We start from the raw sequence: 26,664 nt of genomic DNA, 5'->3' as shown, positions 1-26,664 counted from the left end.
TGCATAGGAGATGTGGACATGTGCGCTGTTCGTATGAACGCCCCGCTCGCCGCCTCGCTCGCGGCCCTGCTGTCCCTTGGCACGACCCTGACCGCGACGGCAGGCGGCTTTATTGCCCCGGTGGTGGAACCCGTGGTCGCCCCGGTGGTCGAGGCTCAGCCGGTTGGTGACTGGGCTGGCGCTTACGCCGGTCTGACGCTGGGTTATGCCTTCAGCGGCGATGATGAGGTTGGTGTCAACGGCGTCAGCCCCAATACGCTGGAACTGAGCGGCGCGAATGCCGGCATCCGGCTGGGCTATCGCTGGCAGCGTGACCGCTGGGTCATCGGCCCGGAACTGGGCTTTGAGGGCGGCAACATCTCGGACGACTTCCTGACCGACGGCTATGACGCCGAATCGAAAATCAAGAACGTCCTCGCCCTGCGCCTGAAAACCGGCTATGTCCTCGACAACGACATTCTGGTCTACGGGATCGCCGGCGTGGCTCGCGCCAAGGTCGATTATTCGGTAACCGGCAACGGCGCGGATATCCGCGACGAATATACCAAGACTGGCTACATCGTCGGTCTGGGCGCCGAGAAAAAGATCAACGAACGTATGTCGGTGACCGGCGAATACGAATATGCCAACTTCGGCAAGGAAACCCTGTCGGACGGTGTTTATGAAACCCGGGCGACCCCTGATTATCACAACATCAAACTGGGTCTGAACTTCCGGTTCTGATCCGGGGCAAGTTGGTCCGGCTCCACGGACAAAAAGGGTCGCCTCTGGCGGCCCTTTTTTGTTGTCTAGCCCATTCGGCGAGGTGCCAGCGGCAGGATGATCGGGCTGGTACCGCAGGCAACGGCGATGCCCTGCGGTACCAGTGCCGTCAGCGTCGCATCATCATGCAAAAGCCCGCCTGTATAGGCGCCAAAGGCTGGCAGCAGCAGATGATCGCGGCCCAGCAGAAAGGCGCGGCGCCGCTCCCCCGCCAGCCGCACGACCGGGTGAAAATGCCCTGAAATATCAGGCCCCTGCCCCGCCTCATGCCGCAGGGTCACCGGACCCAGCATCATGCTGGCAACCGCCTGCCCCGGCAGGCCAGCAGGGGCGCCGGGATCATGATTGCCGCCGATCCACAGCCAGTCCCGACCCCGTGCCTGTCGCTGCAGGATATCGGCGACCTGCGGGTCAAGCGCCTCGGCCGCCGCAAGATCGTCGAAACCATCCCCCAGACTGACAACGACGCGGGGGTTAAGGGCCGCAATCTCGGCCCCCAGCCGTTCAAGCGTCGCCAACCCCTCATAAGGTGGCAGCAGGGGACCACCGCGCCGGGCCATCCGCTCGGATTTGCCCAGATGCAGATCCGCGACAATCAGCCACCCGCCTCCGGGCCACCACAGCGCGCCCGAGGCCCGCGCCTCAAGCCGCAATCCGTGAAACTGAAACCCGTGGCCGGTCATGCGATCTCCTCCAGTCCGGCGTCGCGCATCAGCGCCTCGGCCTCGATCCGGGCAAGCCGTTCGCGCCCTTCCCCCCGAATCGGGACGCGCCCAACCTCCAGCAGCAGGGGCGCGGCCAAAGGCGAGACCCGTTCCAGCATCCGATGTTCCCGCCGGGGCGAGCGGCTGAGCATTTCCTCAATACGCCCGAAATCGACCAGCCCGCGTCCGACCTCATCGCCAGTGATCCGCAGCATCAGATGGCCGGGATCATATTTTCGCAAAGTGTCATAGAGGATATCGCTGGAAAACGTCGCCTGCCGCCCCGTCTTGCGCCGACCAGGCAAGTTACGCTGGATCAGCCCGGCGACCGTTGCGACATTGCGGAATGTACGCTTCATGACCGCATTCTCGCCCAGCCAGTCGTCAAGTCCTGCACGCAGCTGCGCACCGTCAAGCAGTGGCACCGGATCCCGTACGGGGTCAAGCGACCAGACCAGCAGGGCGTAGTCGGTTGAAAGAAACCCCAACGGCCCGACGCCCTGCTCTTCCATCTCGCGCGTCAACAGCAGGCCAAGCGTCTGCAACGCATTGCGCCCGGCAAAACCGTAAAGCGCGAAATGCCACAGTCCGGCATGGGGAAAGCTTTCTGAAAGCAGCAGCCCCGGCCGGGGCAGGGTCGAGACCTGCGCCTGCAGGGCCAGCCATTCACGCGTCTGAACGGGCAGCACCCCGTGCCGGGCGGGATCGCCGATCAGTGCCAGCACGCGATGGGAAAGCTGGGTCGAGGTCGCAAGCTTGACCCCGGAATAGACCGCGATTTTCGGCTGCCGGGTCGGATCGGGCGTGACCTCTACCACCATCTCGCGCATCGCATCCATGCGCACCACACGGCCGCCGATCAGGAAACTGTCGCCGGGGGAAAGGCTTGCGGCAAAGGCCTCTTCGACCTCGCCCAACGGTGCGCCACCACGACCACGCAGGCGGACCCTGACCATCTCGGCCTCGACAATAGTGCCGACATTCATGCGCAACAGCCTGGCCGCGCGGGGATCGCGCAACTGCCATAGGCCGTTTCGCAGGACCAGCCGCTGCCAGCGGTCATAGGCACGCAGCGCGTATCCGCCGGTCGCGGCGAAATCCAGGCAGGCATCGAAGTCGGCACGCGAAAGGTGGCGATAGGGACCAGCAGTCCTGACCTCGGCATATAGCGCATCGGGATCAAAGGGCGCGGCGCAGGCGGTCAGCAGAATATGCTGACACAATACGTCCAGCGGTCCGGGACCGCGTGGATCTCCGTCCAGATCACGTTCGCGCACTGCCTCCAGCGCTGCTACGCATTCGATCTGTTCGAACCGATTGGCTGGCACGATCCGCGCCCGTGATGGCGCATTATAACGGTGATTGGCCCGACCGATGCGCTGGACCAGCCGCTTGACATTCTTGGGCGCCCCGATCTGGATCACCAGATCGACTGCCCCCCAGTCGATGCCCAGATCAAGACTGCCGGTCGCCACCACAGCACGCAATTCACCCGCCGCCATCGCTGCCTCGACGCGCGCCCGCTGTTCGCGCGCAAGGCTGCCGTGGTGCAGGCCGATAGGCAGGTTTTCCTCATTCGCGGCCCACAGCGCCTGAAAGAACAGCTCGGCCTGTGCACGGGTGTTGATAAAGATGATGGTGGTGCGCGCCTCCCGGATCGCGGCCAGAACCTCGGAGATGGCGTAATGACCACCACCACCCGCCCATGGCGCAGGCCGGGCCGTAGGCAACATGGCAATGTCGGGATCGGGACCGGGATCAGCCTCGACCACCATCACCGGGTCAGCGCCTGCCATGAAACTCGCCAGCGCCTGCGGGTCCTCGACCGTCGCGGAAAGCCCGGTGACCCGCAGTTCCGGCGCCAGCGCCCGCAGCCGGGCAAGGCAGAGCATCAACTGATCGCCGCGCTTGCTTTCCGCCAGCGCGTGCAGTTCATCAAGCACCACCCGGCGCAGCCCGCCAAAGATCGCCGGCGCCTCGGGATAGCTCAGCATCAGTGCAAGGCTTTCTGGTGTAGTCAGCAGCACCTCGGGCGGATCGACGCGCTGGCGGCGCCGCTGGGTTTGCCCGGTGTCCCCTGTGCGGTCCTCGACCCGGATCGACAGCCCCAGATCCGCGACAGGGCGGGCAAGGTTGCGCGCAATATCCGCCGTCAGCGCCTTCAGCGGCGAAACGTATAGCGTATGCACCCCTTTCGTGGCCGCCCTGTCCCCGGCAAGCTCGACGAGCGAGGGCAGGAACCCCGCCAGCGTCTTGCCCCCTCCGGTCGGTGCGATCAGCAGGCTGTCGCCCCTGGCCGCAAAAAGCGCAAGCTGATGGGGATGGGGCTGCCAGCCTTGCCGGGCAAACCAGTCCTGAAAAAGGGCAGGCAGGATCACAGCATCGCCTCAAGTGCTGACAGATGGTCGGCCTCGGCAGCGGGCTTGTCCCAGCGGATTCGGCTGATACGGGGAAAGCGCATGGCCACGCCCGATCGGTGCCGGGTCGAGCGGTTGAGCCCCTCAAATGCGACCTCGACCACCAGTTTCGCAGCCAGTGCCCGCACCGGGCCATAACGCTCGACCGTGTTCTGGCGGACAAAGCGGTCCAGCTCGCGCAGTTCGGCATCGGTAAAGCCGAAATAAGCCTTGCCGACCGGGACCAGATCATCGCCGTCCCACAGGCCAAAGGTGAAATCGGAATAAAACCCCGACCGTTTGCCATGCCCGCGCTGCGCATAAAGCAGCACCGCATCGACAACCATGGGATCACGCTTCCACTTGAACCATGGGCCACGCGGACGACCCGAGACATAGGCACTGTCGCGACGCTTGATCATTACCCCTTCGATGACCGCAACAGGAGGGTTGGCGCGCAAAGCGGCCAGACCCTCCCACCCGGCGAAATCAAGCAGCGGAGAAAGGTCGATCCCCTCGCCAAACTGTGCCGCCTCAAGCACCGCGCGGCGTTGCGTCAAAGGCTCGGTCCGCAGGTCGCAGCCCTGCCACAGCAACAGATCGTAAAGCCGCAGCCCGGCAGGGTGGCTTGCCAGCAGTGCCTTGCTGACCGTCCTGCGGTTCAGCCGCCTTTGCAATTCGCCAAAGGGTGCCACCTCGTCCCCGCGCCGCACAATCAGCTCACCATCGACTGTACCGTCGAAATCCATTGCCGCGATTACATCCGGAAAGGCGTGCGAGATGTCCTCTCCGCTGCGCGAGTAAAGGCGGCGCACACCACCCTCGCTGACCGCCTGCACACGGATGCCGTCCCATTTCCACTCGGCAACGAATTCGGTGGGGTCTAGCCCCTGCAATCCCTCCAGGTCGATGGGCGTTGCCAACATCACCGGGCGAAAGGGGGCGAGTGCTGCACGCTCAGGCCGCGCCCCGCCACCCAGCCAGTGAAAAAGCGCGTCATAAGGCGGGGTGAGGCCGTGCCAGATCTCTTCGATCTCGGGAACCGAGGGCGTGCCCATCGCCGCCAATGCCATCCGTGCCATCCGGGCCGACACTCCGATCCGCAGATTGCCGGTGGCAAGCTTCAGAAAGGCCAGCCGCCCGGACGGGACCAGCCGGTCCAGCATGGCAGCAATCGCGCCGGGCAGTGCGGCCTTGCCGGTTTCCCGCAGCAGCGTCACGGCATCTGATAGCGAGGGGTCGTCCTCGGCCCCATCGGGCCAGATCAGCGCAATGGTTTCGGCCAGATCACCGACGAAATCATAGCTAAGCGCCAATAGCTGCTCATCCACCCTCTCGGCCGCGAGGGTGCGTAAAAGCGAGGGCGTGACCCGGCGCAGCTCAAGCTCTCCGGTCAGTGCGGCAAGGGCCCAACCGCGGTCCGGATCGGGCGTGCGTTCCAGATAATGCTGCAATATTTGCAGCTTGGCGTTCCGTGCCGACGTGAAAGCCAGCCGTTCCAACAGGGCGGCAAAGGCTTTCATTCCGCCTCGTCCTCATAGCCGACCAGTCGCAATGGACGTGCAGGGATCTGCTGCAATTCGCACCAGCGGATCACGCCATCCTCAGTGCCGTGGGTAACCCAGACCTCGCCGGGGGCCAATTCGGTCAGAGTCGCGGTCAACGCAGGCCAGTCAACATGGTCGCTGATGATCAGCGGCAGTTCGACCCCACGCTGACGCGCCCGGGCACGCACCGCCATCCAGCCCGAGGCGAATGCCAGAACCGGATCCCGAAACCGCTGCACCCAGGGGCTGGCAAAGGCCGGGGGCGGGGCGATCACCAGTTGCGCCGCGACCTCATCGACCGAGGCAGGCACCAGCGTGCCCAGATTGACCCCGCGTGAAACGTAATACTCGCACAAGGTCTTTAGCGCGCCGTGAACGGCAATAGGGGCATCATAGCCCGCCTCGCGCAGCAAAGCGATCACATGCTGCGCCTTGCCCAGCGCATAGGCGCCGACAAGATGCGGACGGTCGGGAAATTCGGCCATGCTGGCCAGCAGCTTTTGCACCTGCCCCGCCGGATCAGGAAAACGGAACACCGGCAAGCCAAAGGTCGCCTCGGTCACAAAGACATCGCAAGGGACGGGCTGAAACGCCGCACAGGTCGGGTTCGGCTGGCGCGCATAATCGCCCGAAACGACGATGCGGCAGCCCCCGACCTCGACCGAGATCTGGCTTGAGCCGAGCACATGTCCCGCCGGGTGAAAGCCCACACTGACACCACCGATACGCATGTTCCCAGCAGCAACCTGAGTCGTGCCCGCGAACCCCTCACCCATGCGCAGACGCATAATCTCCAGCGTCTCGGCCGTCGCCATGACCGCCCCATGACCAAAGCGGGCGTGATCGGAATGGCCGTGGGTGATCAGCGCACGCGCGACCGGTTTCAGCGGGTCGATGTGAAAGCCGCCGTCAGGGCAGTAAAGCCCGGCCTCGGTCGGAAACAGAATGGAATCGGCGCGCATGGTCCGAGCATCCAGAACATTTCGTGAAAATCAAGCCAGCGCCAATGGCCGACCCTCAAAGATCGTCTCCATCGAGAAAACGCCTGTTACGCGCTCAAGATCCATATCGGCGATCAATCGCTTGTATAGCGCATCATAGCCAGCCATGCCGCTGACCACCGCCTTGGCCAGATAGTCCCATTCACCGCCGATACGGTGGAACTCGACAATCTGGGGCAGGGATTCGATACGGGCGCGAAAGCGGCGCGACCACGCATCGTTGTGGTGGCGAGTGCGGATCATGATGAAAACGGTCAGCCCCAGCCCCAGCGCAGCCGCGTCAATGACGGCACGGCTGCCCTGCAGCACCCCTGCCTCGGTCAGCCGCTGCAAGCGTCGCCAGCAGGCGTTCTGGGACAGGCCCACACGTTCGGCCAGCTCGCGCTGAGACAAGCTGGCGTCCCGCTGCAGCAGCGCCAGCAACTGGTTGTCGATTTCATCTGTTTCTGTCTTTTTGTCGCTCATTTGACAACCATATTGAAAAAATATCGCTGATATTCAGAATGATTTCTCATGATCTGCGGGTCAAGATGGCTGCATGCAGAGACAGATTTCCATCCCGCCCTTTGACAGCTACCTCGCCCGGTTGGGCGACGACCCGATCAGTCAGATCCACACCTGCCTGATCGGCCGCGACGCGGTGATCGACGGTCCTTTTGGACCGCGCCGGATGATCTATGCCGATTACATCGCCTCGGGCCGCGCGCTGCGGCCTATCGAGGAATGGGTGATGGAAAACGTGCTTCCCTGGTATGCCAACAGCCATACCGAGGCCAGCCATTGCGGCGGCACCATGACCCGGATGCGCCGCGCCGCGCGGACCGCGATTGGCAATTGCACCCATGCCGGGCCTGAACATGCGGTGATCTTTACCGGTGGGGGCGCGACACAGGGGATCAACCGGCTGGTGCATCTGTTGGGTGCGGGCCCGGGTACGACGGTGCTGATCGGGCCTTACGAACATCACTCGAACATCCTGCCCTGGCGCGAAAGCGGCGCGACCGTAATCACCATCCCCGAGGCTGCGACCGGTGGCCCGGACCTGACCGCGCTGGCCGAGGCGCTGGACCAGGCCCAAGGACCGGTGATCGGCAGTTTCTCGGCCGCGTCGAACGTCACAGGGACGCTGACTGACGTAGCCGAAGTCACGCGCATCCTCAAAACTGCAGGTGCCAAGGCGGTCTGGGACTATGCCGGAGGCGCGCCCTACCTGCCCATCGACATGCGGCTGGGCATGGATGCGGTGGTGATCTCACCGCACAAGTTCATTGGTGGGCCGGGGGCATCCGGCGTGACCATCCTGCGCCGCGATGCGGTGGTGAATGACCGCCCCACCCTGCCCGGCGGCGGGACGGTGCGCTTTGTCTCGCCCGAGTCGCATGACTATTCGCTGTCGCTGGAAGCGCGCGAAGAAGGCGGCACGCCGAACGTGGTCGGGGATATCCGCGCCGCGCTGGTCTTTCTGACCAAGGCCGCTGCGGGTCAGGACCATATCCATGCACGCAATGCCGAATGGCTTGCGCTGGGAATGGCGCAGCTGCGCGCGCATCCCCGGGTCGAGCTGCTGGGCAATCTGGATGCCCCCCGCCTGCCCTTCTTCAGCTTCCGCGTCCGCGATGGGCAGGGAGGATATGTCCACCAGCAACTGGCGACTCGGATGTTGTCGGATCTTTATGGCGTGCAGGCGCGGGGCGGCTGCGCCTGTGCGGGCCCCTATGTCCATCACCTGCTGGGGCTGGACCCACAGGAATCAGCGCGCATGCGCGCCGCGATCCTTGCCGGGGATGAGATCGAGAAACCCGGATTCGTGCGGCTGAACCTGTGCTGGGCCGCCCCGCGCGCCGAAGTTCAGGCAATTCTGGACGCCATCTGCGACCTTTCCGATCACGCAACGGAACACCTGCCCCATTACCGCTGCGACCATTCGACCGCGATCTTTACGCCGGTCGCGGCCGAGTAGCGCAGGCCACGGTCGCCACATATTCGCGCACCAGCGCCACGCGGCGGGGGCGAAAGCTTTCCTCACCCGGCCGCATGGCTTGAATGCGCGGAACGTGAAAGGTGCGGAAATCCTGTCGCATCCGGCAATGGGCCAACAGCATCATGTGATTCTCACTGTAGCTGAGGCCCAAAGGCCAGATCTCGCGCGTGGTCTGCATCCCCTGCAGGTCAAGGTAGCCGATTATCAGGCTACGCTCATCCCACAGCGCCTGCCGCAACAGCGCCATATCCACATTCAGGGCGGGTCTTTGCGCAGGTTCGCGAAACAGGCGCATGGTCGCGTGCATGGCATGCCGGCCCTGACCTTCAGGCAGGGTGGCGATGATTCGGGCCATGGCGTTTTCGCCGGCATGTGTCAGTTCGGAATCACCCAGAGTACGCAGGCCCGAGATGGCAAGCAGCAGGGCCTCGATCTCAAGCCGGGAAAAGCTTTGGGGCGGCAGGGCCGGGTCTTCGGTCAGCGAATAACCAACGCCCGCTTCGCCATCAATCAGCGCACCTCCGGCCCGCAGGGTAGCAATGTCGCGATAAAGCTGACGCGTCGAAACGCCGGTCTCCTGCGCCAGCCGCCCGGCCGTGACCGGCGCGGGCAGGCGGCGCAACGCATCCATCAGGCGCATCAGGCGATCGGTACGAGACATGCTGTCACCTTTTGTCAGGAGGGTCGGGTCATTCTGCCCCCGTCAATACAGGAGACCAAGATGCTGACTCTATATCACGCGCCCAAAAGCCGCTCATCATCCGTCGTCGAGCTGCTGGAAGAGCTGGGCGTTCTGGACAAGGTCGATGTTCGCCGGGTCACGATCCCGCGTCAGGACGGCTCGGGTGCCCGCGACCCGGCCAACCCCCACCCCGAAGGAAAAGTGCCCTATCTGGTCAACGGTCAGGATCACGTACGCGAACGCGGCGCGATCATGCTTTATCTGACCGACACTTTCCCCGAGGCAGGGCTGGGCCCTCTGCCAGGCGATCCCCGGCGCGGACAATATCTCAGCTGGCTCAGCTGGTATCAGGGCGTGCTTGAGCCGGTGGCGATCCTGCATTTTTGCGGGATCAACCATCCGGCGCTGGCCGCAAGCCTGCGCGATTATGATACCGCCGTCGCGCGGCTGGACGAGGTGCTGACAAAGCAGCCTTATCTGCTGGGCGAGGATTTCTCGGCAGCTGATTTGCTGGTCGCGGGCCCGTTCATGTTCTTTGGCCCCGAGCAGATGCCGCGCACCCCCGCCGTTGACGACTGGGTGCAGCGGATTCAGTCGCGCCCCTCGATGGCGCGGGTAGCCGAACTGGACGCCTGAGCGGTTGAGCCCGCGGCGGGAAGCTTTGCCAGCTGCACCATCAAAATTCCCGCCGCGACGATCAGCGCGCCGATCACATCCGAGACGCCAAACCGTTCACCCAGCAACACGGCAGCGATCCCGACGCCAAAGATCGGCGACAGAAAGTGAAAGGTGGCGGCCCGCACCGCGCCGATGCGGTTGACCAGCCTGAACCATAGCCAGGTCGCGCCAATTCCCGGCGCGACCACCGTATAGGCAAAGGCCCAGATCAGGCCGGCGCTCCATTCGACCGGGCGGCCCCAATCCATCAGCAGGGCCGGTATCACCAGCAGGATCGCCCCGACCGCCATCTGCAATCCGATGATCATCATCATGTTGCGGCTGCCCCCTGCCCCACGCGCAGCCAGCGTCGCAAAGGTCAGTGCCACCATACCGATCAGGCACAAGATCACGCCGGGGATATCCAGCCCATGTTGCAGCCGCACCCCCATGATCAGGGTGACGCCCGCGACGCCCGCGATCAGACCGGCAACGGCAATGGGCCGCAGCCTCTCGCCATAAAGAAGCCAGCCCAGAAACGCCACGACCAGCGGCATCATCGAAGCGATGATCGACGAAACCGAGGCCTCGACATATTGCATCGCGACCCAGCTGAACCCCAGGTAAAGCGCATTCTGGCACAGGCCGAACAGGATCACCGTGCGCCATTCGGCCCGGGTCAGATGCCAGTTCTGCCCCATGGCACGCGCCATGGGAATCGCCACCAGCGCGGACAGGCCAAAGCGGATGACCAGCGCCGTCAGCGGCGGGGCGGACATGACAATCATGCGTGTCGAGGTAAAGGCCGAGGCCCAGACCACCGCAAAACCGACGCCCATCAATATCGCGCGGAAATCCATCCTGTCCCCCCGGTGTTGCGTGCGCATGGGACACGGATGCGCGGGGATGCACAAGGGGCGGCGTAATCACCCGCGCAGCAAACCGCCCGCAGGTGCGAAAACCCGGACCCCGTAAGATCGGGGCGCCGCAAAAGAAAAGAGCCGCGCAGATCAGATGCGCGGCTCATTCCCGTCAGTAAACGCGGGATCTCAGGCGTTCACGCTGTCTTTCAGCGCTTTCGCGATGGTGACCTTGACCACCTTGTCGGCCGGTTTGGTCATCATCTCTTGGGTTTGCGGGTTGCGAACCTGACGCTCGGGACGGGCGCGGCAGGCGACCTTGCCGATCCCCGGCAGGGTGACGGCGCCACCCTCGGCAACCGTGCGCGACACGATGGCCGAGATCGCGTCCAGAGCCGCGGCGGCGGTTTTCTTGTCGCTGCCCATTTCATCGGCCAGCGCGGCGACGAGCTGAGTTTTGGTCATCGGTTTGGAAGCGGCCTGAGCCATTTTCTGTCTCCTCGTTGTTCCCGTTCGGGAAATTTTCGGACGCCACCTTGGCGGCACGCGTGTCGCTACACAAGCTTTTTAAGCGCAGATCAAGCGTTTTCGGCGAAATTCCCCAGCAAACGCTGCGAAAAGTGCCTCGCAGGACCAGGCTACAGGAACGCGGTCTCGTTAAACGAACGCAACTTGCGTGAGTGGATGCGCTCCAGAGGGGTCTCTCGCAGCTTCTCCATCGCGCGAATGCCGATCTGCAGGTGGTTTGCAACCTGCGTACGATAAAAGTCGGTGGCCATGCCGGGCAGCTTTAATTCGCCGTGCAGCGGCTTGTCGCTGACGCAAAGCAGCGTGCCATAAGGAACCCGAAAGCGGAAACCGTTTGCGGCAATGGTCGCACTTTCCATATCCAGCGCGATGGCACGCGACTGCGACAGGCGCTGCACCGGACCGGATTGGTCGCGCAGCTCCCAGTTGCGGTTGTCGATCGTGGCGACAGTGCCGGTGCGCATGATGCGCTTCAGCTCATAACCCTCAAGCCGGGTAACCTCGGCCACTGCCTCTTGCAGGGCAACCTGCACCTCGGCCAGGGCCGGGATCGGCACCCAGGCCGGCAGGTCATCGTCAAGCACGTGATCTTCGCGCAGATAGGCATGGGCAAGGACGAAATCGCCAAGGCTCTGACTGTTGCGCAACCCCGCGCAATGGCCGACCATCAGCCAGGCATGGGGACGCAGGACGGCGATGTGGTCGGTCGCAGTCTTGGCGTTCGAAGGGCCGACGCCGATATTGACCAGCGTGATTCCGTCCCCATCCGGACGCTTGAGGTGATAGGCCGGCATCTGCGGCATCTTGGCGCCGGTCGCAATGATATCCTCGGGGCGTTCCAGGATCTGGTTTCCGGGCGCGACAAACCCGGTATAGCCCGAATTCGGATCGGCAAGCGCGCGGCGGGCAAAGGCCTCGAACTCATCGACATAGAACTGGTAATTCGTGAACATCACGAAATTCTGGAAATGCTCGGGCAGGGTCGCGGTGTAATGCGCCAGCCGCGCCAGCGAGTAATCCACACGCTGCGCGGTAAAGGGCGCCAGCGGGTGGCTGCCATCCGGGTTCGGCCCCGCAGTCCCGTTCACGATATCGTCATTCATCGTATTCAGATCCGGCACATCGAACACATCGCGCAGGGAATAGTCGAGCACGCCTTCTTGCGGGACGTTGAGGTCGCTTTGCGTGGCGACAGCGAAATGGACGGGCATCGGCGTGCTGCTGTCCCCCACGGCGACCGGCACACCATGGTTGCGCATCAGCAGGCCGATCTGTTCGGTCAGATAGCCCCGAAACAGGTCGGGCCGGGTGATCGAGGTCGAATAGGTCCCCGGCAGCGCCACATGACCAAAGGACAGGCGCGAATCTGTCTTGGAATGGATGGGCACCGTCATGCGGATCTCGGGGTAAAAGGCGCGATAGCGCGCGCCCGGCCTGCCGCCTTTCAGGGTCGCCAGAAAGCGGTTCAGCAGAAATTGCGACGAACGGTCGTAAAGCTCGATCAATCTGGCGACGGCGGCGGCCGGATCGTCGAAATAAAGCCGCTCGGCGGGTTCCGGCGTCTCGATGGGAAGTCTGCGGCTGTCGGTTGCATTCATGCGCGCTCTCCAATTTGGAAAGGAGAGTGCCAGCGCCGCACCGGGCTGGCAAGCCGCCACCAGAGACCCTATCTGATGTGCAAAGGAGTGATCCGCATGGAATTTTCCATTCTTGACCTTGCGGTGGTCGCCGAGGGCTCGGATGCTCGGCAGGCCATTGCCAATTCCGTTGCACTGGCCCAGGCGGCCGAAGACTGGGGCTACAGTCGCTTTTGGCTGGCCGAACATCACAACATGCCCGGCATCGCCAGTGCTGCCACCTCGGTCCTGATCGGCCATGTCGCCGATCATACGAAATCCATCCGCATCGGCGCGGGCGGCGTAATGCTGCCCAATCACGCACCGCTGGCCATCGCCGAACAATTCGGCACGCTGGCGACGATCCACGGCCCGCGCATTGATCTGGGGCTGGGCCGCGCGCCCGGAGGCGACGGGGTGGTGATGCATGCGCTGCGCCGTTCGATGCAGCGCAACGAAGATTTCCCCAATGATGTGGTCGAGCTGTTGCGCTATCTCGGCCCGCCCCGCCCCGGTGCACCAGTGGCGGCCCACCCCGGCGAAGGGACGAATGTGCCGGTCTGGATCCTGGGCTCGTCGCTTTACGGTGCAAGTCTCGCCGCCGCGCTTGGCCTGCCCTATGCTTTTGCCAGCCATTTTGCCCCCGGCGATCTGGATCAGGCCGCACAACTGTACCGCGAGCGGTTTGAGCAGACCGAGTTCGGCACCAGGCCTCGTTTCATGCTGGCCGTGAACGTCATCGCAGCCGAAACCGATGCCGAGGCGCAAAAACTGCGCAGCAGCCAGATGATCAGCTTTGCCCGGCTGCGGCTGGGGATGCCGGGGCTGCTGCCTCCGCCAGTCGATGATGTGCTGGATGCCATTCCGGTGCGCATCCTGCCCTCGGTCGAACATGCGCTTTCGGTCAGTGCGGTCGGTACACCAGCGACCGTCGCCGCGCGGCTGGATGAACTGATCACCCGTTATCAGCCAGACGAGCTGATCCTTGTCGGCAATATCTTTGACCAACAGGCCCGGCATCGCAGCTTTGCCATCGCAGCCGAGATCCTGCGGGGCCGCGCATGAGGATGCTTGTCTTTGGTCACGGCTATTCTGCCGGCTTCCTCACCCCGCTTCTGCGGGCTGAGGGCTGGCAGGTGACCGGCACCACGCGCAGCGACACCACCCGTGTCACAGCCACAGGGGCAGAGCCGCTGATCTGGCCAGGGGATGACGCAGCGGTCGGCCGGGCGATTTCCGGGGCTGATGCGATTCTGGTCTCGATTGGGCCTGATAGCGGCTCTGATCCCGTTCTGGCGGCCTTTGGCGCCCAGATCGCGGCGGCACGCCCGCGCTGGCTTGGCTACCTTTCGACGACCGGGGTCTATGGCGACCGTAACGGCGACTGGGTGGACGAAAAGACACCCTGCGCCCCCACCACCCAGCGCGGGCGCGAGCGGGTCGCCGCCGAAGAGGGTTGGCAGCAGCTTGCCGCCCGGCACGGTTTGCCGCTGCATATTTTTCGTCTGGCCGGGATCTATGGACCGGGCCGCGGACCCTTCGCCAAGGTGCGTCAGGGCACGGCGCGGCGAATTATCAAGCCAGGGCAGGTCTTTTCGCGCATCCATGCCGAAGATATCGCCCAGGTGCTGCTGGCCTCGATCAAGGCACCACGGCCCGGGGCGATCTATAATGTCTGTGATGACGACCCCGCCCCGCCCGAGACGGTGATCGGTCATGCAGCGGAACTGTTGGGCCTGCCCCTGCCCCCGGCCGAGGATTTCGCCACCGCCGGAATGTCGCCGATGGCCCGCAGTTTTTATGCCGAAAACAAGCGCGTCTCGAACAACCGTATCAAAACCGAACTGGGCGTGACCCTGCGCTATCCTGACTATCGCGCCGGACTTGCGGCGCTGGCCAGGGCGGAAGGGATCACGGTCCAGAACATCGGCGTTTAGGGCGCGATCGAGCAGCAACCGTTCAGCATGCGCGACGGCTGGTCCTGCCCGTCCAGAATTACGCTGATCGCCAAGGCAAAGTTGCGGTCCGACATGCCATCCGAACATTGCTCGGGCCGCATGAAGGCAGTCAGCCGACCCTTGTCATCCCCGGCGACAAGACCGCGCGAAGGATCGCCCGGAATGCCGTTATCCATCACCTTGCGCAGCGAAAGCTGGCGCTCGGGCTGGCCGGGTTCGCTAAAGACCATACCCTTTTGCACCGTCTTGACCGACCAGAACGGCTCGGTCCCGTAGCATTGCAGGGTCAGGGGCAGTTCGGCCGACTTCCACGCAGAGGCCTGCGGCTTGAGAAAGCGCAGCGCCACCCAACCCGAGCTTTCGCCGATATTCACCCGGCCCCATTTGCCGGTAGCATCGCGTTCGATCAGCTCGATCCCCTTAGCGGTCGAGGCAAGGGTGCCAACGATCTTGGCCTGACCATGAGGCGCCTCGCGCACGTTCAGCTTGTCCCAGGTCTCGACCACGGTGACATCGAAAAGGCGCGGCAGGTAGTCGTCCTGCGCCTGCGCGACCAAAGGCATTGCAAGGGCAAGGCCAGTCAGAAGGATACGAAGCATTATTTCCTCTCAGGCACGTTTGGCCACGGCCACGCCCAGAATCTCCAGAACCTTTGCCTCGATGTCAGGGGCTGACATGCGGGCTTCGCGGTACATGGCCTCGGGGCTGGCATGGTCGATGAAAGTGTCGGGCAGAACCATCTGGCGGAAACGCAACCCACCATCAAAAACGCCCTCATCGGAAAGAAGCTGCGCCACAAGGCTGCCAAAGCCGCCGACCGCGCCCTCTTCGATGGTGATCAGCGCCTCATGCGTGCAGGCAAGGCGCAAGATCAGATCGCGGTCGAGCGGCTTTGCAAAGCGCGCATCGACAATCGTTGGCTGGATGCCACGCACGAACAGTGCTTCGCGAGCCCGCATCACCTCGGCCAGACGGGTGCCAAAGGACAGGATGGCAACGCCCCTGCCCTCGGCCACGACCCGGCCCTTGCCGATTTCCAGAACCTCGCCATGCTCGGGCATCTCGACCCCGGTGCCTTCGCCGCGCGGATAACGGAACGCGATCGGCCCCGCGTCATAGGCAGCGGCGGTGGCGACCATATGGACCAGTTCGGCCTCATCCGCGGCAGCCATGACCACCATGCCCGGCAGGTTCGACAGAAACGCGATGTCATAGGCTCCGGCATGGGTCGCGCCATCGGCACCGACCAGCCCGGCCCGGTCGATAGCGAAACGCACCGGCAGGCGCTGGATCGCCACGTCATGGACGATCTGATCGTACCCACGCTGCAGGAAAGTCGAGTAAAGCGCGCAGAACGGCTTCATCCCCCCCGAGGCAAGACCGGCCGAGAAAGTCACGGCATGTTGTTCGGCAATACCCACATCAAAGCAACGGCGCGGGAAACGCTCGGCAAAGAGGTTCAGCCCGGTCCCGTCGGGCATGGCAGCGGTGACAGCGACGATGCGGGCATCGCGGCTGGCCTCATCGACCAGCGCCTTGGCAAAGACCGAGGTATAGCTTGGCGCGTTCGATTTTGCCTTGGCCTGCGCGCCGGTCTGAACGTCGAATTTCGCGGTAGCGTGCCCCTTGTCGGCGGCACGCTCGGCCGGGGCATAACCCTTGCCCTTGCGGGTCACGACATGGATCAGCACCGGCCCGTCAGCCCGCGCCCTGACCGTGCGCAACAGCGGCAAGAGCTGGTCCAGATCATGGCCATCGACGGGGCCGATATAGGAAAAGCCCAGCTCTTCGAACAGGGTGCCGCCAACGGTCATGCCTTTGAGCATCTCTTTGGCGCGCCGCGCACCCTCTTGCAGAGGCTGGGGCAGAAAACCGACAGCGCCCTTGGCAACCGCCTTAAGGTCCTGGAACGGACCCTCGGCGTAAAGGCGGGTCAGATAGCGCGACAGGGCCCCGGTCGGCGGGGCAATCGACATTTCATTGTCGTTCAGGACCACGAACAGCCGCTTGCCCAGATCGCCGGCGTTGTTCAGCGCCTCAAAGGCCATGCCCGCGCTCATGGCGCCATCACCGATCACCGCGACAGCGTCGCCCGGATCGCCGCCCAGTTCGCGGGCCATGGCAAAACCCAGTGCCGCGCTGATCGAGGTCGAGCTATGCCCTGCCCCAAAGGGATCATAGGGGCTTTCGGAACGTTTGGTGAAGCCGGAAAGACCACCCTCCATCCGCAGGGTGCGGATGCGGTCGCGCCGACCGGTCAAGATTTTGTGAGGATAGCATTGATGGCCGACATCCCAGATGATCTTGTCGCGCGGCGCCTCGAAAACGGCATGCAGTGCGACGGTCAGTTCGACCACGCCAAGCCCTGCACCAAGATGGCCGCCAGTGACCGAGACGGCACTGATCGTCTCGGCCCGCAGCTCGTCAGCAAGCTGCCGCAATTCGCGGTCGCTGAGGTTTTTGAGGTCCGAGGGCAGTGTCACCCGATCCAGGACCGGCGTCAGGGGACGATGTTCGTTCTGGTCAGTGGTCATGGCTTGCCCCTCTCTCGGGCGGGCTGTCAGGCGTCGCGCTCGATAACGAAACGCGCAAGCTGCCGCAAGTTTCCTGCCGCCTCGCCATAAGGTTCAAGGGCGGCCTCGGCATGGCGCACAAGCTTGCGCGCCTTGTCCTGCGCACCCTCAAGCCCAAGCAGCGACACAAAGGTCGCCTTGTTCGCCGCCTTGTCCTTGCCGGTGCGCTTGCCGATCGCCTCGGGGTCGCCGGTCACATCAAGGACATCGTCCTGAATCTGGAAGGCAAGGCCAAGGTTTTTCGCATATTCCGCCAAGGGGGCCGGGTCCTCGCCCGCCATGACCGCACCGGCGGTGGCGGCAAACTGGATCAGCGCCCCGGTCTTGGCCTGCTGAAGCCGCTTGATCGCAACGATATCAAGGGGGGTGATCGCGGTCTCGGCCGCGATGTCGAGCGCCTGCCCCCAGACCATGCCGCGCGCGCCAACCGCCTCGGACAGCCCGCGCACCAGCGCCAGCCGCACCTCGGCCGAACCGGTCTGCGCGTCAGTCAGTAGCCCAAATGCAAGGGTCTGCAGGGCGTCCCCGGCCAGAATCGCGGTCGCCTCGGACCACTGGACATGAACGGTCGGCAGACCGCGCCGCAGGTCGTCATTGTCCATCGCGGGCAGGTCATCATGGACCAGACTATAAGCATGTAAAGCCTCGACCGCGGCAGCAACGGGCAGCGACGCCTTGTCACCCAGCCCGAAAAGCCGAGCCGATTCCATGACCAGAAAGGCACGGATGCGCTTACCGCCGATACAGGCGTAACGCATCGCATCGCTAAGCTCGCCATCCGGCAGGCAGGACATTGCGCCTTCCAGCGCGGTCTGTACCTGCGCCTTCACATCCTCAAGACGATCCTGCATCACAGTCCCTCGGCCGGGACAGTGCCTGTGGGTTGACCATTCGCGGCCAGCGTAATCTTTTCAACCCGTTCCTCGGCCTCACGCAGGCGCTTGTCGCAATGTGCCCGCAATGCGGCACCGCGTTCGTAAAGCTTGATCGCCTCTTCCAGCGTGGCCTCGCCATGTTCCAGCCGGCTGACGGTCGCCTCAAGCTCTTTCATCGCCTCTTCGAAGGACATGTTCTCGATCTCGGTCACGCCGCAGTCTCCCTCAGCACATCGACATGGGCGCGCGCCGAGCGGCCCAGAGCGGCGAGATCATATCCCCCTTCAAGGGCAGACACCACCGGGGCTGAACAGGTCGCCGCCGTGTCGCAGATCATTCGGGTGATGGCGGTGAAATCGGCCTCGCTCCACATAAGCGCGGCCAAAGGATCGTCGGCATGGGCGTCAAACCCGGCCGAGATCAGTACAAGCTGCGGCCGCCACGCCTCGGCGCATTCACAGATCTGTTCCCATGCCGCGCGGGCTTCGTCCCCCGCGCTGCCGGGGGCCAGCGGCATATTCAGGATCTGCCCATGCGCGCCCCGTTCAGAGGCCGCGCCGGTGCCCGGATAAAGCGGCATCTGATGGGTCGAGGCAAAGAAGGCCCGCCGCTCATGCCACAATACATCCTGCGTGCCATTGCCGTGGTGGACATCGAAATCCAACACCGCCACCCGGTCCAGCCCGTGGTGATCAAGCGCCCGCAGGGCCGCGATGGCGACCGAGGAAAAGATGCAGAACCCCATCGCCTTTTCGCGCTCGGCATGGTGTCCGGGCGGACGCATGGCGACAAAGGCATTCGGAGCCTCGCCCGCCAGCACCGCATCGACTGCCGCGCAAACCCCGCCCACCGCATGACGCGCCGCCGTCAGACTGTCTGGCGCCAGATAGGTGTCCGAATCAAGCATCGTCCAGCCCTCGGCCGGGACCTTGCGCTGCACGAGCGCCAGATATTCCGCCGGATGGGCGCGCAGGATGTCCTGATCCGTGCCCTCGGGCGCCTCGCGGCGGTCAAGGTCCATATCCTCCAGCGCCTCAAGCACGGCATCAAGCCGCCCCACACGCTCGGGGTGGCTTGGCGGGGTCACATGCGAAAAGCCGGACGGATGGGTGTATAACAGGGTCATCAGCCAAGGATTATGGCCACGGACCTTTTCCGGGCAAGACAATGTTCCCGATCCTGCCGAAAACGGCAGCCGCGATGCTGCCTCAGAGTGCCTGAACTGTCAGCCGCTGCCCGTCATGGCCCGCTATGCGCACCTCGGTCAGCGAGCCTTCGGGCATGTCGCGATCAAAGGTCACCTCGGTAAAATGCTCGGTCCGGCCAAGGCGGGGCCCCTCGGTCAGCACCATGCGGGATTCGCCGAGCTGAGCCTGTAAATGCCGCGCCAGCGCCGCATCGCCCGCAGCACGCAGTCTTGCTGCACGTTCTTTGATGGCCGGTCCCGGAACACGCGGCATCCGCGCCGCCGGGGTACCCTTGCGCGCCGAATAGGGAAAGACATGCAGGAATGTCAGCCCGCAATCATCGACAAGCTTCAGGCTGTTTTCAAACATCGCCTCGGTCTCGGTCGGGAAACCGGCGATGATATCGGCGCCAAAGACGATGCCGGGCCGCAAACGCCGCGCCTCTTCGCAAAAGCGGATGGCGTCGTCGCGCAGGTGGCGACGCTTCATCCGCTTTAAGATCATGTCATCGCCCGCTTGCAAGGACAGGTGCAGATGCGGCATCAGTCGCGGCTCGGTGGCGATGGCAAGCATCAGGTTCTCATCTGCCTCGATCGAATCGATCGAGCTGATGCGCAGACGCGGCAGATCGGGCACCAGCCGCAGAATGCGCATGACCAGATCGCCAAGGCGGGGCTGGCCCGGCAGATCCGCCCCCCATGAGGTCAGGTCCACCCCGGTCAACACCACCTCGTTAAAGCCGCGGTCGCGCAGGCGCTTGATCTGTTCGACCACCACCCCCGCCGGAACCGAGCGTGAATTGCCCCGGCCATAGGGGATGATGCAGAAGGTGCAGCGGTGATCACAGCCGTTCTGCACCTGCACGTAGGCGCGGTGGCGTCCGAAACCGTCGATCAGATGGCCAGCCGTCTCACGCACGGACATGATGTCGTCGACCTGCACCTTTTCGGTCTCGCCGATCAGGTCGGGGGCCTGCATCGTGGCCCAGGTCGCGGGCTGCATCTTTTCATGGTTGCCGATGACGCGGGTGACCTCGGCCATGGCGGCAAATGTCTCGGGCTCGGTCTGGGCCGCACAGCCTGTGACAATGACCGGAGCACCGGGGTTTTCGCGTGCAAGCCGCCGGATCTCTTGCCGGGCCTTACGAACCGCCTCGGCCGTGACGGCGCAGGTGTTCACGATCACCGCACCTTGCAGCCCTGCGGCCTCGGCCATCTCACGCATGGCCTCGGTCTCATAGGCATTCAGCCGACAGCCAAGCGTGGCAAAGACAGGCGGCTTCGGCACGCTCATCCCCGCCAGACCCCGTCAAAGACATGCGCAGTCGGGCCGGTCATCCAGACGCCATCATCGCGCCAGTCGATTTCAAGCACGCCGCCCGGAACATTGACCCGCACCCTGCGCCCGGTCAGCCCACGCCGCGCCGCAGCGACCACCGCCGCACATGAGCATGAGCCCGAGGCCAGGGTGATTCCCGTCCCCCGCTCCCATATGCGCAGGATGATTTCGCTATCCGAAACGACCTGCACCAGCTCAACATTCGTGCGCTGGGGGTACAGGGGATGATGCTCATGCTCGGGGCCGAATCGTTCAAGATCGACCGCCGCCGCATCGGGCACGAAAAAGGTGATATGCGGGTTACCCATACCGGTTGCCACCGGATCGCCGGGAATCGGCAGATGCAGCGTATCGACATCCTCAGCCAAAGGAATGCGCGACCAGTCAAAGACCGGAGCCCCCATATTCACGCGCGTCAGCCGGTTGCCCGCGTCCTCGGCAGCAAGCAGGGCGTGATCCGTGGCAAGACGCAGCGCCGTCGCCCCCGATTCGTCCATCAGAAAGCGCGCGATACAGCGCGTGGCATTGCCGCAGGCCGCCGAAAGCGAACCATCCGCATTATAGAACACCAGCCGCGCATCGGCGCTTTCGTCGGGCAGAATAACGGCCAGCTGGTCGAAGCCGACGCCGCGATGGCGGTCGGCCATGGCGGCCACAGTCGCAGCATCAGGCAGCGCGCCAGTGGCGCGGCTGTCGATAACCACGAAATCATTGCCTAGCCCGTGCATCTTCATAAAGGGCAGAAGGGCGCTCTGGCCAAGGTTTTGCTGATGTTCCATGGCGCCGACATACTCCTGCCGAAAAGATTCTGCCAGAGGCAGCGATTTTTCCGCTTGACCCTGTCCGCCACCAACCTTAGTTAGCCCCCCGTGCGATGGGCCCGTAGCTCAGTTGGTAGAGCAACTGACTTTTAATCAGTGGGTCACAGGTTCGAATCCTGTCGGGCTCACCACTGAAAATCCTTTGTTGTCAGGTGACATGCGAGTTGTCCATTTGTGACAGCTTTTTGTCCATTTTTGACAGATCTTCTGTCCACTAGGCTATCGCTTCACGAAACCGCCGACGACATGCAGTTACGGCAGACTACATGGATGCTTCCATCAATGTGCAGAACCGTCGGTAAGGGCGGAAAGCCGTCTGAGGGCAGTGCGGCGTGGCAGGAACGTTCGCACGCTCGTGCGGGACCGCTTCCCAACCGGCCGGGTCGCTGTGCTGGACAAGGCGGGGGAAAATACACTTGTCTCACATGCCAAAGGCATATCAGAACTCCTTCATTCGCGAATATGTGGCTGCCCTCCGCAGTCCTTCTGCGGAGGCTTGACTTTTTCGGGGAAAAGAAGGATTCAGAAGGAAGAGATGGGTTTCTTCTGAGATCCGCGGCGGGGCATGTCGGTGCAAACGACAAGCCCCGTTTTCTTTTCCACGGAGCATGGGGTGCTCCAGAAAATACATTCAACTTGAACGTACTGTCAGGTCATGAGCGAGCCTCCGTGCTGGGGTAGAGACCGAGGAAAAGCTCCTCTATGGTCGAATTTAGGACCATTGCCACATGCTCGGCGACTCGGCGTGAGCGGCGCTCGCCCGTTAACACGATCGACAGCCGCACTGATGTTCAGGGATTTCGCGACATCAGCCAAGGTTACGCCCTGGCGCCTGAGCGCATCTTTAATGGCAGTGCGCTGATCGCAACCTGGCGACTTGTGTGGGAACATGTTGGATCTGCATCGTGCGGTAGCACAAGATACAGGCAGACTAGTCTATGATGATTCGGCCAGTCAAGTTAATCATCGACCCGAAACATAAAAACCGCACTGAAGCGGCAAACCTATTCTCCAAATAATTCATACGCCCACCTGAGTCAATCTAAAAACAATCCGTCATTTAATGCTCTGCCGCGGGTCAACGCCAGAACTGACGCCCCGCACTTGATCTTCGCGCCTTTTCAGCTCCGATCTCAGCGCGCTATCGATCAACGCTTCGATTTCAGCAAGGCGCATCCCATGCTGATGTGCAAGACAGCGAACCAGGTTCCAAATATCCGAATTCTTGGGACCGTAGTGAACCCAATCCAGCAACGCCGCCTCGTCCGGATGTCTGGATTGTCCAAATGATGCTGCCATACCACTCCTCCCGGTTCACCAATCATCATACCGCACTCGCCAGGGATCAAGGCTACAACCTGCGTCGCCCTGGCTCAGGCTATGTGACAGCCCCGATAAGATCGGCACGCCGGAGAGCATCCCACATGACATCTTTCAGAGATGTTCCTTCCTGCGTGCTGCGCAGCAACATTTTCAGCAACGCCGACATCGGGATCCGAATTTCGAGGTCGCACTCCTTGTCGTCGTCAGGATTGGCGCGCAAGTGGGCCAGCATATCCTGCAGGTTTTCCATGCTATTATCCGCCAATCGTTCGTCGCTCGGCTCGGTGAAAACATCGTCTCCGTCCATCCGGATCGTTCTCCTTACAGCTTCATATCCGAAGGCACCGCTGTCGCACTCAGTTTCTCGTCCACCTGAGAGTTCGCGGCCTCCCGATCCTGATCGACCAGTTTGTAATCCGTCAGCCGGAAATTGAGCGTGACCGTGGTAGCGCTTGTGCGATGACTGACTCCGAATGTCGCGCCGCAGTTGTTTGGTCCCTCAGTCAGAAACGGCGCCTCGTAGCTGTATCGCCCATTGTCCGGCAGGCCGAGAACACAGGCGTAGCGTGGTTCCGGACCGCCGCCGACAAAGGGGATGGCGCTGTAATCCATATCTGTTGCCCAGAGCCAGGAGTTTGTACCCGGGGATACCTTGGTCTCGGAGGGCTCGCCATGCAGGTCCTCCAGCTGGGCGAGCAGGCTGGCACCGTCAGGACCATCGCTGGCGCTCAGCCTGACCTCTCTGCGCACGACAGTGACCACGGAACCTGATGCCGGCGTCGAGACGTCAAGTTTCAGGCTGTCAAAGGGCTGATCATCCTGATTGCGCAGGAAGAAGGTGATACCCGGTGTTTCATAGCCTAAGCGCAGTTCCGTACGGAATGTGCGCCCATCCGGACTGCTGATCTGCAGCGTGCCATCCAGTGGCGACAGTTCCTTGCCAAGATGTTCCTCGATCAGGCGCACGGCCTCATCAATCGGCATGCCGGGTTTCACGCCAAGGATCTCAAATTCATAAGGGCGCGGTTCAACGGCGACAGCATGCTGGAATGTGTCATATCCGGGCTGTTGCGGGAGGGACTGTGCGCCGGCAGCGCCGCCGTCCTGCCAGCCAGAACCACGGGCGCAGCACCAGATCATAGCGGTGGCCGTTCTCGCCCACCCCGGCCCATCGCGCCTGCGTGACGATGCCGTCAAAAGGCTGGGTGCCCTCACGGCCCTCGATCTCGACCGTGGCATGGGTGCCGATGAGCGCGTCGAAGTCGAGATCATCGCGGGTGGCCAGCGCCTCGACGCGGTATTCGAACAGGTCGTTGAGATGGTCCGTGCCGTCAAAGCGCAGAAGCGCCAGCATGTCAGCGCCAAGCGCGGTCGTCAGACGGCCAAGACGCTCGGACTGGCGAAGGGGGGCGTTCATGGCGGCCGCATTCGCAAGACCATGATCGCTGCTATGACGAGGAAACTGCTGGTCGCCCTGTGGAAGTATCTCGCAGCCGGAGTGGTAATCGAAGGTGCTGCCATGAAGACGGTCTGACGTTCATGGCCATGATGTTCGAAGGGATCTGATCAACCCCGCCGGATCCGGGTGAGCGACCTTATTAGGGCGTGGCTTCGACAGCCGCAGAGCAGAATGGTCCCGTCCTCCCGAGCCCTCGCCCGCAGAATGCGGGATCATGGTGCAGCCGCCCTGAGCGGCAACCGTATGTGAGTTTGATAGGTGCGACAGGCACGCGCACGGATCGCGAAACGGGCTTGGACCACGGATCCGGAACAACGGAAAGGACTGACGAAATGCCGGATCATACCAGTTGAAGAAAAAGTCCCCATGTGAGCCCTTGAGAGCGACTGTGCGCGGCGCTCCGCACACAGTCCAGACTCCGACATAGCGAATACTCTGCCTGACGCTCAGGCGGGGTATTCATATGGGGATCCACCGGCTATCGGGTCAGGCGCGGCGGGCCTCTTTCCCCTCAAGCCCCAGCAGCCTCAGCGCCTTGCGCACCTGCTCTTCGACCGGCAGCGCCATATCGACCACCGTGCCATCTTCGTCGGGGCCAAGCAGCTCCAATGTCGCCAGCTGGGAATCCAGCAGCTTGGCCGGAAAGAAATGCCCTTCACGGTGCGAAAGACGGCTTTCCAGCAGTTCGCGCGAACCGTGAACATGCAGAAAGCGCACGACCGGTGCGCCCGTGCGCAGAATGTCACGATAGGCGCGCTTGAGCGACGAGCAGCCCATGACCGAGGACTGGCGCTGCGCCTCATTGCGGGCGATCTCTGTGGCCAGCGCCCGCAGCCAGGGTTCGCGGTCGGCATCATCCAAGGGGATGCCAGCCCGCATTTTGGCAACATTGGCCTCGGGGTGGAAACTGTCACCCTCGACAAAGGGCCAGCCCAGATGGCGGGCCAGCGCCTCTCCGGTGGTGCTTTTCCCGGCGCCCGAAACGCCCATCACCACGATATGTTGCACCGCCCCGCTCACAGCAGCCACCATCCGATCAGGGCAAAGCCAAAGGCGATGGTGCCCAGCAATGTCTCCATCACTGTCCAGGTTTTCAGTGTCGTCTTTTCATCCATCTCAAGGAAACGGCCAACCAGCCAGAAACCCGAGTCATTGAAGTGGCTCAGCACCGTTGCGCCACCTGCAATCGCCACCACGAGAAAGCAACGGTCGAACTCGCTAAGCCCCTGGGTCGCGGCAACCGTCGGCGCGATCAGTCCGGCGGTCGTGGTCAGCGCCACCGTGGCCGAGCCCTGCGCCACCCGCAGCGCCATCGAGATGACAAAGGCAGCGACGATCAGCGGCATGCCCACCGTGGCAAGGCTTGAGGCCAGCGCCTCGCCGATACCGCTGGCGCGCAGCACACCGCCGAACATGCCGCCCGCCCCGGTGACGAGGATGATCGAGCAGATCGGGCCCAGCGCGCTGTCCATAATACGCTCAATCTCGGCGGGGGTACGGCCCTGGCTCAGCAGTGCCATGGCGACAAGCACGGTGATCAGCAGCGCAACCGGCGTCTGGCCGATCAGCCGCAGCACTGTGACCCAGCCCGCATCGCCGCTGACCACGCCCATGGTCGCCAGCGTGCTCAGCCCGGTGTTGAGAAAGATCAGCGCCAGCGGCAAAAGCAGCACGAGCATCACCGTGCCAAAGCTTGGCGGGACACGGTCGTGGTTCACAGCTTCATCCGCGCCAAGCAGCTTTGGAATCGGCAGTTCAAACCGCCGCCCGGCCCAGAGCCCGAACAGATAGCTGCCGAAATACCAGGTCGGCAGGGCAACGATCAGCCCGACCAGCACCAGAAGCCCGATATCGGCCCCCAGCAGATCGCCTGCCGCAACCGGTCCCGGATGCGGGGGCACCAGCGCGTGCATGACTGCAAACGCGCCCGCCGCCGGAAAGGCGTAAAGCAGCACCGAGCCACCGAACCGATAGGCGACGCTAAAGATGATCGGCAGCATCACCACCAGACCGGCATCGAAAAAGATCGGAAAGCCGAAAAGCAGCGAGGCAACGCCCAGCGCAAAGGGCGCTCGGTTGGCCCCGAATTTACCGATCAGCCGGTCGGCAAGCACCTGCGCCCCGCCGGTAACCTCAAGCAACCGGCCGATCATGGCGCCAAAGCCGACGAGCAGCGCCACCGTGGCCAGCGTCGAGCCAAAGCCCTGCAACAGCGTCGGGATGACATCGGCCAGGGGAATACCCGCGACCATGGCGGTCAAAAGGCTGACCAGCACCAGAGAAACAAAGGCATGCAGCCGAAACCGCATGATCAGGACCAGCAGGACCAGCACCGCTGCCGCAGCGATAAGCAGCAGCGTGGTCGTGCTGTGAACGGGCTCGACGGGATTCATGGA

27 protein-coding genes and 1 tRNA gene are annotated in these 26,664 nt (G+C 63.2%); 6 read left to right on the top strand and 22 right to left on the bottom strand.

What is annotated here, in order from left to right; all coding sequences use genetic code 11:
* The first annotated feature begins 18 nt into the window (after positions 1–18).
* On the top strand, positions 19–723 hold the full coding sequence (locus tag F8A10_RS16525) for an outer membrane protein (RefSeq protein WP_010398476.1): 705 nt from the start codon (positions 19–21) through the stop codon (positions 721–723).
* Positions 724–788: 65 nt separating this feature from the next.
* Here the strand turns inward: F8A10_RS16525 and pdeM are convergent, their stop codons facing one another.
* From pdeM to F8A10_RS16500, 5 genes are read right to left on the bottom strand one after another with little or no spacing between them, the layout of a single operon-like run.
* Positions 789–1,445 (bottom strand): ligase-associated DNA damage response endonuclease PdeM, encoded by a 657-nt coding sequence (gene pdeM / locus F8A10_RS16520; RefSeq protein WP_010398478.1) that lies wholly within the window; start codon positions 1,443–1,445, stop codon positions 789–791.
* Positions 1,442–3,844 carry a ligase-associated DNA damage response DEXH box helicase gene (locus tag F8A10_RS16515; protein WP_152367927.1) on the bottom strand — a complete coding sequence of 801 codons (2,403 nt, stop codon included), beginning with the start codon at positions 3,842–3,844 and terminating at the stop codon, positions 1,442–1,444. Before F8A10_RS16515 ends, pdeM begins: the two co-directional genes overlap by 4 nt.
* Positions 3,841–5,385 carry a cisplatin damage response ATP-dependent DNA ligase gene (locus F8A10_RS16510; RefSeq protein WP_152367926.1) on the bottom strand — a complete coding sequence of 515 codons (1,545 nt, stop codon included), beginning with the start codon at positions 5,383–5,385 and terminating at the stop codon, positions 3,841–3,843. The genes F8A10_RS16515 and F8A10_RS16510 overlap by 4 nt, the downstream gene beginning before the upstream one ends.
* Positions 5,382–6,371, bottom strand: coding sequence for a ligase-associated DNA damage response exonuclease (locus F8A10_RS16505; protein ID WP_152367925.1), 990 nt, complete (start codon positions 6,369–6,371; stop codon positions 5,382–5,384). Before F8A10_RS16505 ends, F8A10_RS16510 begins: the two co-directional genes overlap by 4 nt.
* A 30-nt stretch (positions 6,372–6,401) precedes the next feature.
* Positions 6,402–6,875 (bottom strand): Lrp/AsnC family transcriptional regulator, encoded by a 474-nt coding sequence (locus tag F8A10_RS16500; RefSeq protein WP_010398488.1) that lies wholly within the window; start codon positions 6,873–6,875, stop codon positions 6,402–6,404.
* Between the two features lie 73 nt (positions 6,876–6,948).
* Between F8A10_RS16500 and F8A10_RS16495 the strand changes: the two genes are divergently transcribed.
* Positions 6,949–8,370, top strand: a complete 1,422-nt coding sequence (locus F8A10_RS16495) for an aminotransferase class V-fold PLP-dependent enzyme (protein ID WP_152367924.1) — start codon at positions 6,949–6,951, stop codon at positions 8,368–8,370.
* Here F8A10_RS16495 and F8A10_RS16490 read toward each other — a convergent pair.
* Complete coding sequence (locus F8A10_RS16490; protein ID WP_085502635.1) at positions 8,348–9,052, bottom strand: helix-turn-helix transcriptional regulator; 705 nt, start codon at positions 9,050–9,052, stop codon at positions 8,348–8,350. The two genes, F8A10_RS16495 and F8A10_RS16490, sit on opposite strands and share 23 nt — an antisense overlap.
* Positions 9,053–9,112: 60 nt before the next feature.
* On the opposite strand from F8A10_RS16490, the gene F8A10_RS16485 reads away from it, so the two are divergent.
* Positions 9,113–9,709 (top strand): glutathione S-transferase family protein, encoded by a 597-nt coding sequence (locus F8A10_RS16485; protein ID WP_085502634.1) that lies wholly within the window; start codon positions 9,113–9,115, stop codon positions 9,707–9,709.
* Here F8A10_RS16485 and F8A10_RS16480 read toward each other — a convergent pair.
* The 3 genes from F8A10_RS16480 to F8A10_RS16470 form a co-directional block, all read right to left on the bottom strand.
* Positions 9,664–10,590, bottom strand: a complete 927-nt coding sequence (locus F8A10_RS16480) for a DMT family transporter (RefSeq protein ID WP_152367923.1) — start codon at positions 10,588–10,590, stop codon at positions 9,664–9,666. The genes F8A10_RS16485 and F8A10_RS16480 overlap by 46 nt on opposite strands.
* A gap of 189 nt (positions 10,591–10,779) precedes the next feature.
* Positions 10,780–11,079, bottom strand: a complete 300-nt coding sequence (locus tag F8A10_RS16475; RefSeq protein ID WP_010398498.1) for an HU family DNA-binding protein — start codon at positions 11,077–11,079, stop codon at positions 10,780–10,782.
* Positions 11,080–11,228: 149 nt separating this feature from the next.
* Complete coding sequence (locus tag F8A10_RS16470) at positions 11,229–12,716, bottom strand: AMP nucleosidase (protein ID WP_010398500.1); 1,488 nt, start codon at positions 12,714–12,716, stop codon at positions 11,229–11,231.
* 96 nt (positions 12,717–12,812) lie between these two features.
* On the opposite strand from F8A10_RS16470, the gene F8A10_RS16465 reads away from it, so the two are divergent.
* Together F8A10_RS16465 and F8A10_RS16460 are read left to right on the top strand one after the other, a co-directional pair.
* Positions 12,813–13,799, top strand: a complete 987-nt coding sequence (locus F8A10_RS16465; RefSeq protein ID WP_152367922.1) for an LLM class flavin-dependent oxidoreductase — start codon at positions 12,813–12,815, stop codon at positions 13,797–13,799.
* Positions 13,796–14,671 carry an SDR family oxidoreductase gene (locus tag F8A10_RS16460; protein ID WP_152367921.1) on the top strand — a complete coding sequence of 292 codons (876 nt, stop codon included), beginning with the start codon at positions 13,796–13,798 and terminating at the stop codon, positions 14,669–14,671. Before F8A10_RS16465 ends, F8A10_RS16460 begins: the two co-directional genes overlap by 4 nt.
* On the opposite strand, the gene F8A10_RS16455 is transcribed toward F8A10_RS16460, so the two are convergent.
* The 7 genes from F8A10_RS16455 to dapF all read right to left on the bottom strand — a co-directional run bounded on the left by F8A10_RS16455 (position 14,668) and on the right by dapF (position 21,444).
* Positions 14,668–15,291 carry a COG3650 family protein gene (locus F8A10_RS16455; protein ID WP_152367920.1) on the bottom strand — a complete coding sequence of 208 codons (624 nt, stop codon included), beginning with the start codon at positions 15,289–15,291 and terminating at the stop codon, positions 14,668–14,670. The genes F8A10_RS16460 and F8A10_RS16455 overlap by 4 nt on opposite strands.
* Positions 15,292–15,300: 9 nt before the next feature.
* Positions 15,301–17,226 (bottom strand): 1-deoxy-D-xylulose-5-phosphate synthase, encoded by a 1,926-nt coding sequence (gene dxs / locus F8A10_RS16450; RefSeq protein ID WP_152367919.1) that lies wholly within the window; start codon positions 17,224–17,226, stop codon positions 15,301–15,303.
* Positions 17,227–17,252: 26 nt separating this feature from the next.
* Complete coding sequence (locus F8A10_RS16445; protein ID WP_010398513.1) at positions 17,253–18,116, bottom strand: polyprenyl synthetase family protein; 864 nt, start codon at positions 18,114–18,116, stop codon at positions 17,253–17,255.
* Positions 18,116–18,352, bottom strand: a complete 237-nt coding sequence (locus F8A10_RS16440; protein WP_010398515.1) for an exodeoxyribonuclease VII small subunit — start codon at positions 18,350–18,352, stop codon at positions 18,116–18,118. The genes F8A10_RS16445 and F8A10_RS16440 overlap by 1 nt, the downstream gene beginning before the upstream one ends.
* Entirely contained in the window at positions 18,349–19,266 is a 918-nt protein-coding gene (locus F8A10_RS16435; RefSeq protein WP_152367918.1) for a histone deacetylase family protein, read from the bottom strand. Before F8A10_RS16435 ends, F8A10_RS16440 begins: the two co-directional genes overlap by 4 nt.
* 82 nt (positions 19,267–19,348) lie before the next feature.
* Positions 19,349–20,620, bottom strand: coding sequence for a tRNA (N(6)-L-threonylcarbamoyladenosine(37)-C(2))-methylthiotransferase MtaB (gene mtaB, locus F8A10_RS16430; RefSeq protein ID WP_010398519.1), 1,272 nt, complete (start codon positions 20,618–20,620; stop codon positions 19,349–19,351).
* The gene (gene dapF / locus F8A10_RS16425) at positions 20,617–21,444 is read right to left on the bottom strand and encodes a diaminopimelate epimerase (protein WP_152367917.1); all 828 of its coding nucleotides are present in this window, start codon (positions 21,442–21,444) and stop codon (positions 20,617–20,619) included. Before dapF ends, mtaB begins: the two co-directional genes overlap by 4 nt.
* A gap of 97 nt (positions 21,445–21,541) precedes the next feature.
* Between dapF and F8A10_RS16420 the strand changes: the two genes are divergently transcribed.
* Positions 21,542–21,617: transfer RNA gene (locus tag F8A10_RS16420), tRNA-Lys, on the top strand.
* Between the two features lie 925 nt (positions 21,618–22,542).
* On the opposite strand, the gene F8A10_RS16415 is transcribed toward F8A10_RS16420, so the two are convergent.
* From F8A10_RS16415 to F8A10_RS16385, 6 genes are all read right to left on the bottom strand, one after another.
* The gene (locus F8A10_RS16415) at positions 22,543–22,785 is read right to left on the bottom strand and encodes a hypothetical protein (RefSeq protein WP_152367916.1); all 243 of its coding nucleotides are present in this window, start codon (positions 22,783–22,785) and stop codon (positions 22,543–22,545) included.
* Positions 22,786–22,864: 79 nt separating this feature from the next.
* Positions 22,865–23,116, bottom strand: coding sequence for a hypothetical protein (locus tag F8A10_RS16410; protein ID WP_152367915.1), 252 nt, complete (start codon positions 23,114–23,116; stop codon positions 22,865–22,867).
* 14 nt (positions 23,117–23,130) lie between these two features.
* Positions 23,131–23,793, bottom strand: coding sequence for a hypothetical protein (locus F8A10_RS16405; RefSeq protein WP_152367914.1), 663 nt, complete (start codon positions 23,791–23,793; stop codon positions 23,131–23,133).
* A gap of 70 nt (positions 23,794–23,863) precedes the next feature.
* Positions 23,864–24,163, bottom strand: a complete 300-nt coding sequence (locus F8A10_RS16400; RefSeq protein ID WP_227493463.1) for a contractile injection system protein, VgrG/Pvc8 family — start codon at positions 24,161–24,163, stop codon at positions 23,864–23,866.
* A gap of 591 nt (positions 24,164–24,754) precedes the next feature.
* Positions 24,755–25,300: a gluconokinase gene (locus F8A10_RS16390; protein WP_085502778.1), complete on the bottom strand. Its 546-nt coding sequence runs from the start codon at positions 25,298–25,300 to the stop codon at positions 24,755–24,757.
* Positions 25,285–26,661, bottom strand: coding sequence for a GntP family permease (locus F8A10_RS16385; protein ID WP_010398825.1), 1,377 nt, complete (start codon positions 26,659–26,661; stop codon positions 25,285–25,287). The genes F8A10_RS16390 and F8A10_RS16385 overlap by 16 nt, the downstream gene beginning before the upstream one ends.
* Positions 26,662–26,664: the final 3 nt, after the last annotated feature.

This window comes from Paracoccus kondratievae, from assembly GCF_009301415.1.
In the GTDB taxonomy this organism is placed as follows: Bacteria; Pseudomonadota; Alphaproteobacteria; order Rhodobacterales; family Rhodobacteraceae; genus Paracoccus; species Paracoccus kondratievae.
The sequence above is the reverse complement of the archived record's forward strand: the minus strand, read 5'-3'. Positions and strand labels throughout refer to the sequence as shown.

Excerpts from the sequence above, each read along its gene's own strand:
- F8A10_RS16525 (WP_010398476.1), top strand. The coding sequence starts at position 19 with ATGTGCGCTGTTCGTATGAACGCCCCGCTCGCCGCCTCGCTCGCGGCC.
- pdeM (WP_010398478.1), bottom strand. The coding sequence starts at position 1,445 with ATGACCGGCCACGGGTTTCAGTTTCACGGATTGCGGCTTGAGGCGCGG.
- F8A10_RS16510 (WP_152367926.1), bottom strand. The coding sequence starts at position 5,385 with ATGAAAGCCTTTGCCGCCCTGTTGGAACGGCTGGCTTTCACGTCGGCA.
- F8A10_RS16505 (WP_152367925.1), bottom strand. The coding sequence starts at position 6,371 with ATGCGCGCCGATTCCATTCTGTTTCCGACCGAGGCCGGGCTTTACTGC.
- F8A10_RS16500 (WP_010398488.1), bottom strand. The coding sequence starts at position 6,875 with ATGAGCGACAAAAAGACAGAAACAGATGAAATCGACAACCAGTTGCTG.
- F8A10_RS16495 (WP_152367924.1), top strand. The coding sequence starts at position 6,949 with ATGCAGAGACAGATTTCCATCCCGCCCTTTGACAGCTACCTCGCCCGG.
- F8A10_RS16490 (WP_085502635.1), bottom strand. The coding sequence starts at position 9,052 with ATGTCTCGTACCGATCGCCTGATGCGCCTGATGGATGCGTTGCGCCGC.
- F8A10_RS16485 (WP_085502634.1), top strand. The coding sequence starts at position 9,113 with ATGCTGACTCTATATCACGCGCCCAAAAGCCGCTCATCATCCGTCGTC.
- F8A10_RS16480 (WP_152367923.1), bottom strand. The coding sequence starts at position 10,590 with ATGGATTTCCGCGCGATATTGATGGGCGTCGGTTTTGCGGTGGTCTGG.
- F8A10_RS16475 (WP_010398498.1), bottom strand. The coding sequence starts at position 11,079 with ATGGCTCAGGCCGCTTCCAAACCGATGACCAAAACTCAGCTCGTCGCC.
- F8A10_RS16470 (WP_010398500.1), bottom strand. The coding sequence starts at position 12,716 with ATGAATGCAACCGACAGCCGCAGACTTCCCATCGAGACGCCGGAACCC.
- F8A10_RS16465 (WP_152367922.1), top strand. The coding sequence starts at position 12,813 with ATGGAATTTTCCATTCTTGACCTTGCGGTGGTCGCCGAGGGCTCGGAT.
- F8A10_RS16460 (WP_152367921.1), top strand. The coding sequence starts at position 13,796 with ATGAGGATGCTTGTCTTTGGTCACGGCTATTCTGCCGGCTTCCTCACC.
- F8A10_RS16455 (WP_152367920.1), bottom strand. The coding sequence starts at position 15,291 with ATGCTTCGTATCCTTCTGACTGGCCTTGCCCTTGCAATGCCTTTGGTC.
- dxs (WP_152367919.1), bottom strand. The coding sequence starts at position 17,226 with ATGACCACTGACCAGAACGAACATCGTCCCCTGACGCCGGTCCTGGAT.
- F8A10_RS16445 (WP_010398513.1), bottom strand. The coding sequence starts at position 18,116 with ATGCAGGATCGTCTTGAGGATGTGAAGGCGCAGGTACAGACCGCGCTG.
- F8A10_RS16435 (WP_152367918.1), bottom strand. The coding sequence starts at position 19,266 with ATGACCCTGTTATACACCCATCCGTCCGGCTTTTCGCATGTGACCCCG.
- mtaB (WP_010398519.1), bottom strand. The coding sequence starts at position 20,620 with ATGAGCGTGCCGAAGCCGCCTGTCTTTGCCACGCTTGGCTGTCGGCTG.
- dapF (WP_152367917.1), bottom strand. The coding sequence starts at position 21,444 with ATGGAACATCAGCAAAACCTTGGCCAGAGCGCCCTTCTGCCCTTTATG.
- F8A10_RS16415 (WP_152367916.1), bottom strand. The coding sequence starts at position 22,785 with ATGGCAGCATCATTTGGACAATCCAGACATCCGGACGAGGCGGCGTTG.
- F8A10_RS16410 (WP_152367915.1), bottom strand. The coding sequence starts at position 23,116 with ATGGACGGAGACGATGTTTTCACCGAGCCGAGCGACGAACGATTGGCG.
- F8A10_RS16405 (WP_152367914.1), bottom strand. The coding sequence starts at position 23,793 with ATGCCGATTGATGAGGCCGTGCGCCTGATCGAGGAACATCTTGGCAAG.
- F8A10_RS16400 (WP_227493463.1), bottom strand. The coding sequence starts at position 24,163 with ATGCTGGCGCTTCTGCGCTTTGACGGCACGGACCATCTCAACGACCTG.
- F8A10_RS16390 (WP_085502778.1), bottom strand. The coding sequence starts at position 25,300 with ATGGTGGCTGCTGTGAGCGGGGCGGTGCAACATATCGTGGTGATGGGC.
- F8A10_RS16385 (WP_010398825.1), bottom strand. The coding sequence starts at position 26,661 with ATGAATCCCGTCGAGCCCGTTCACAGCACGACCACGCTGCTGCTTATC.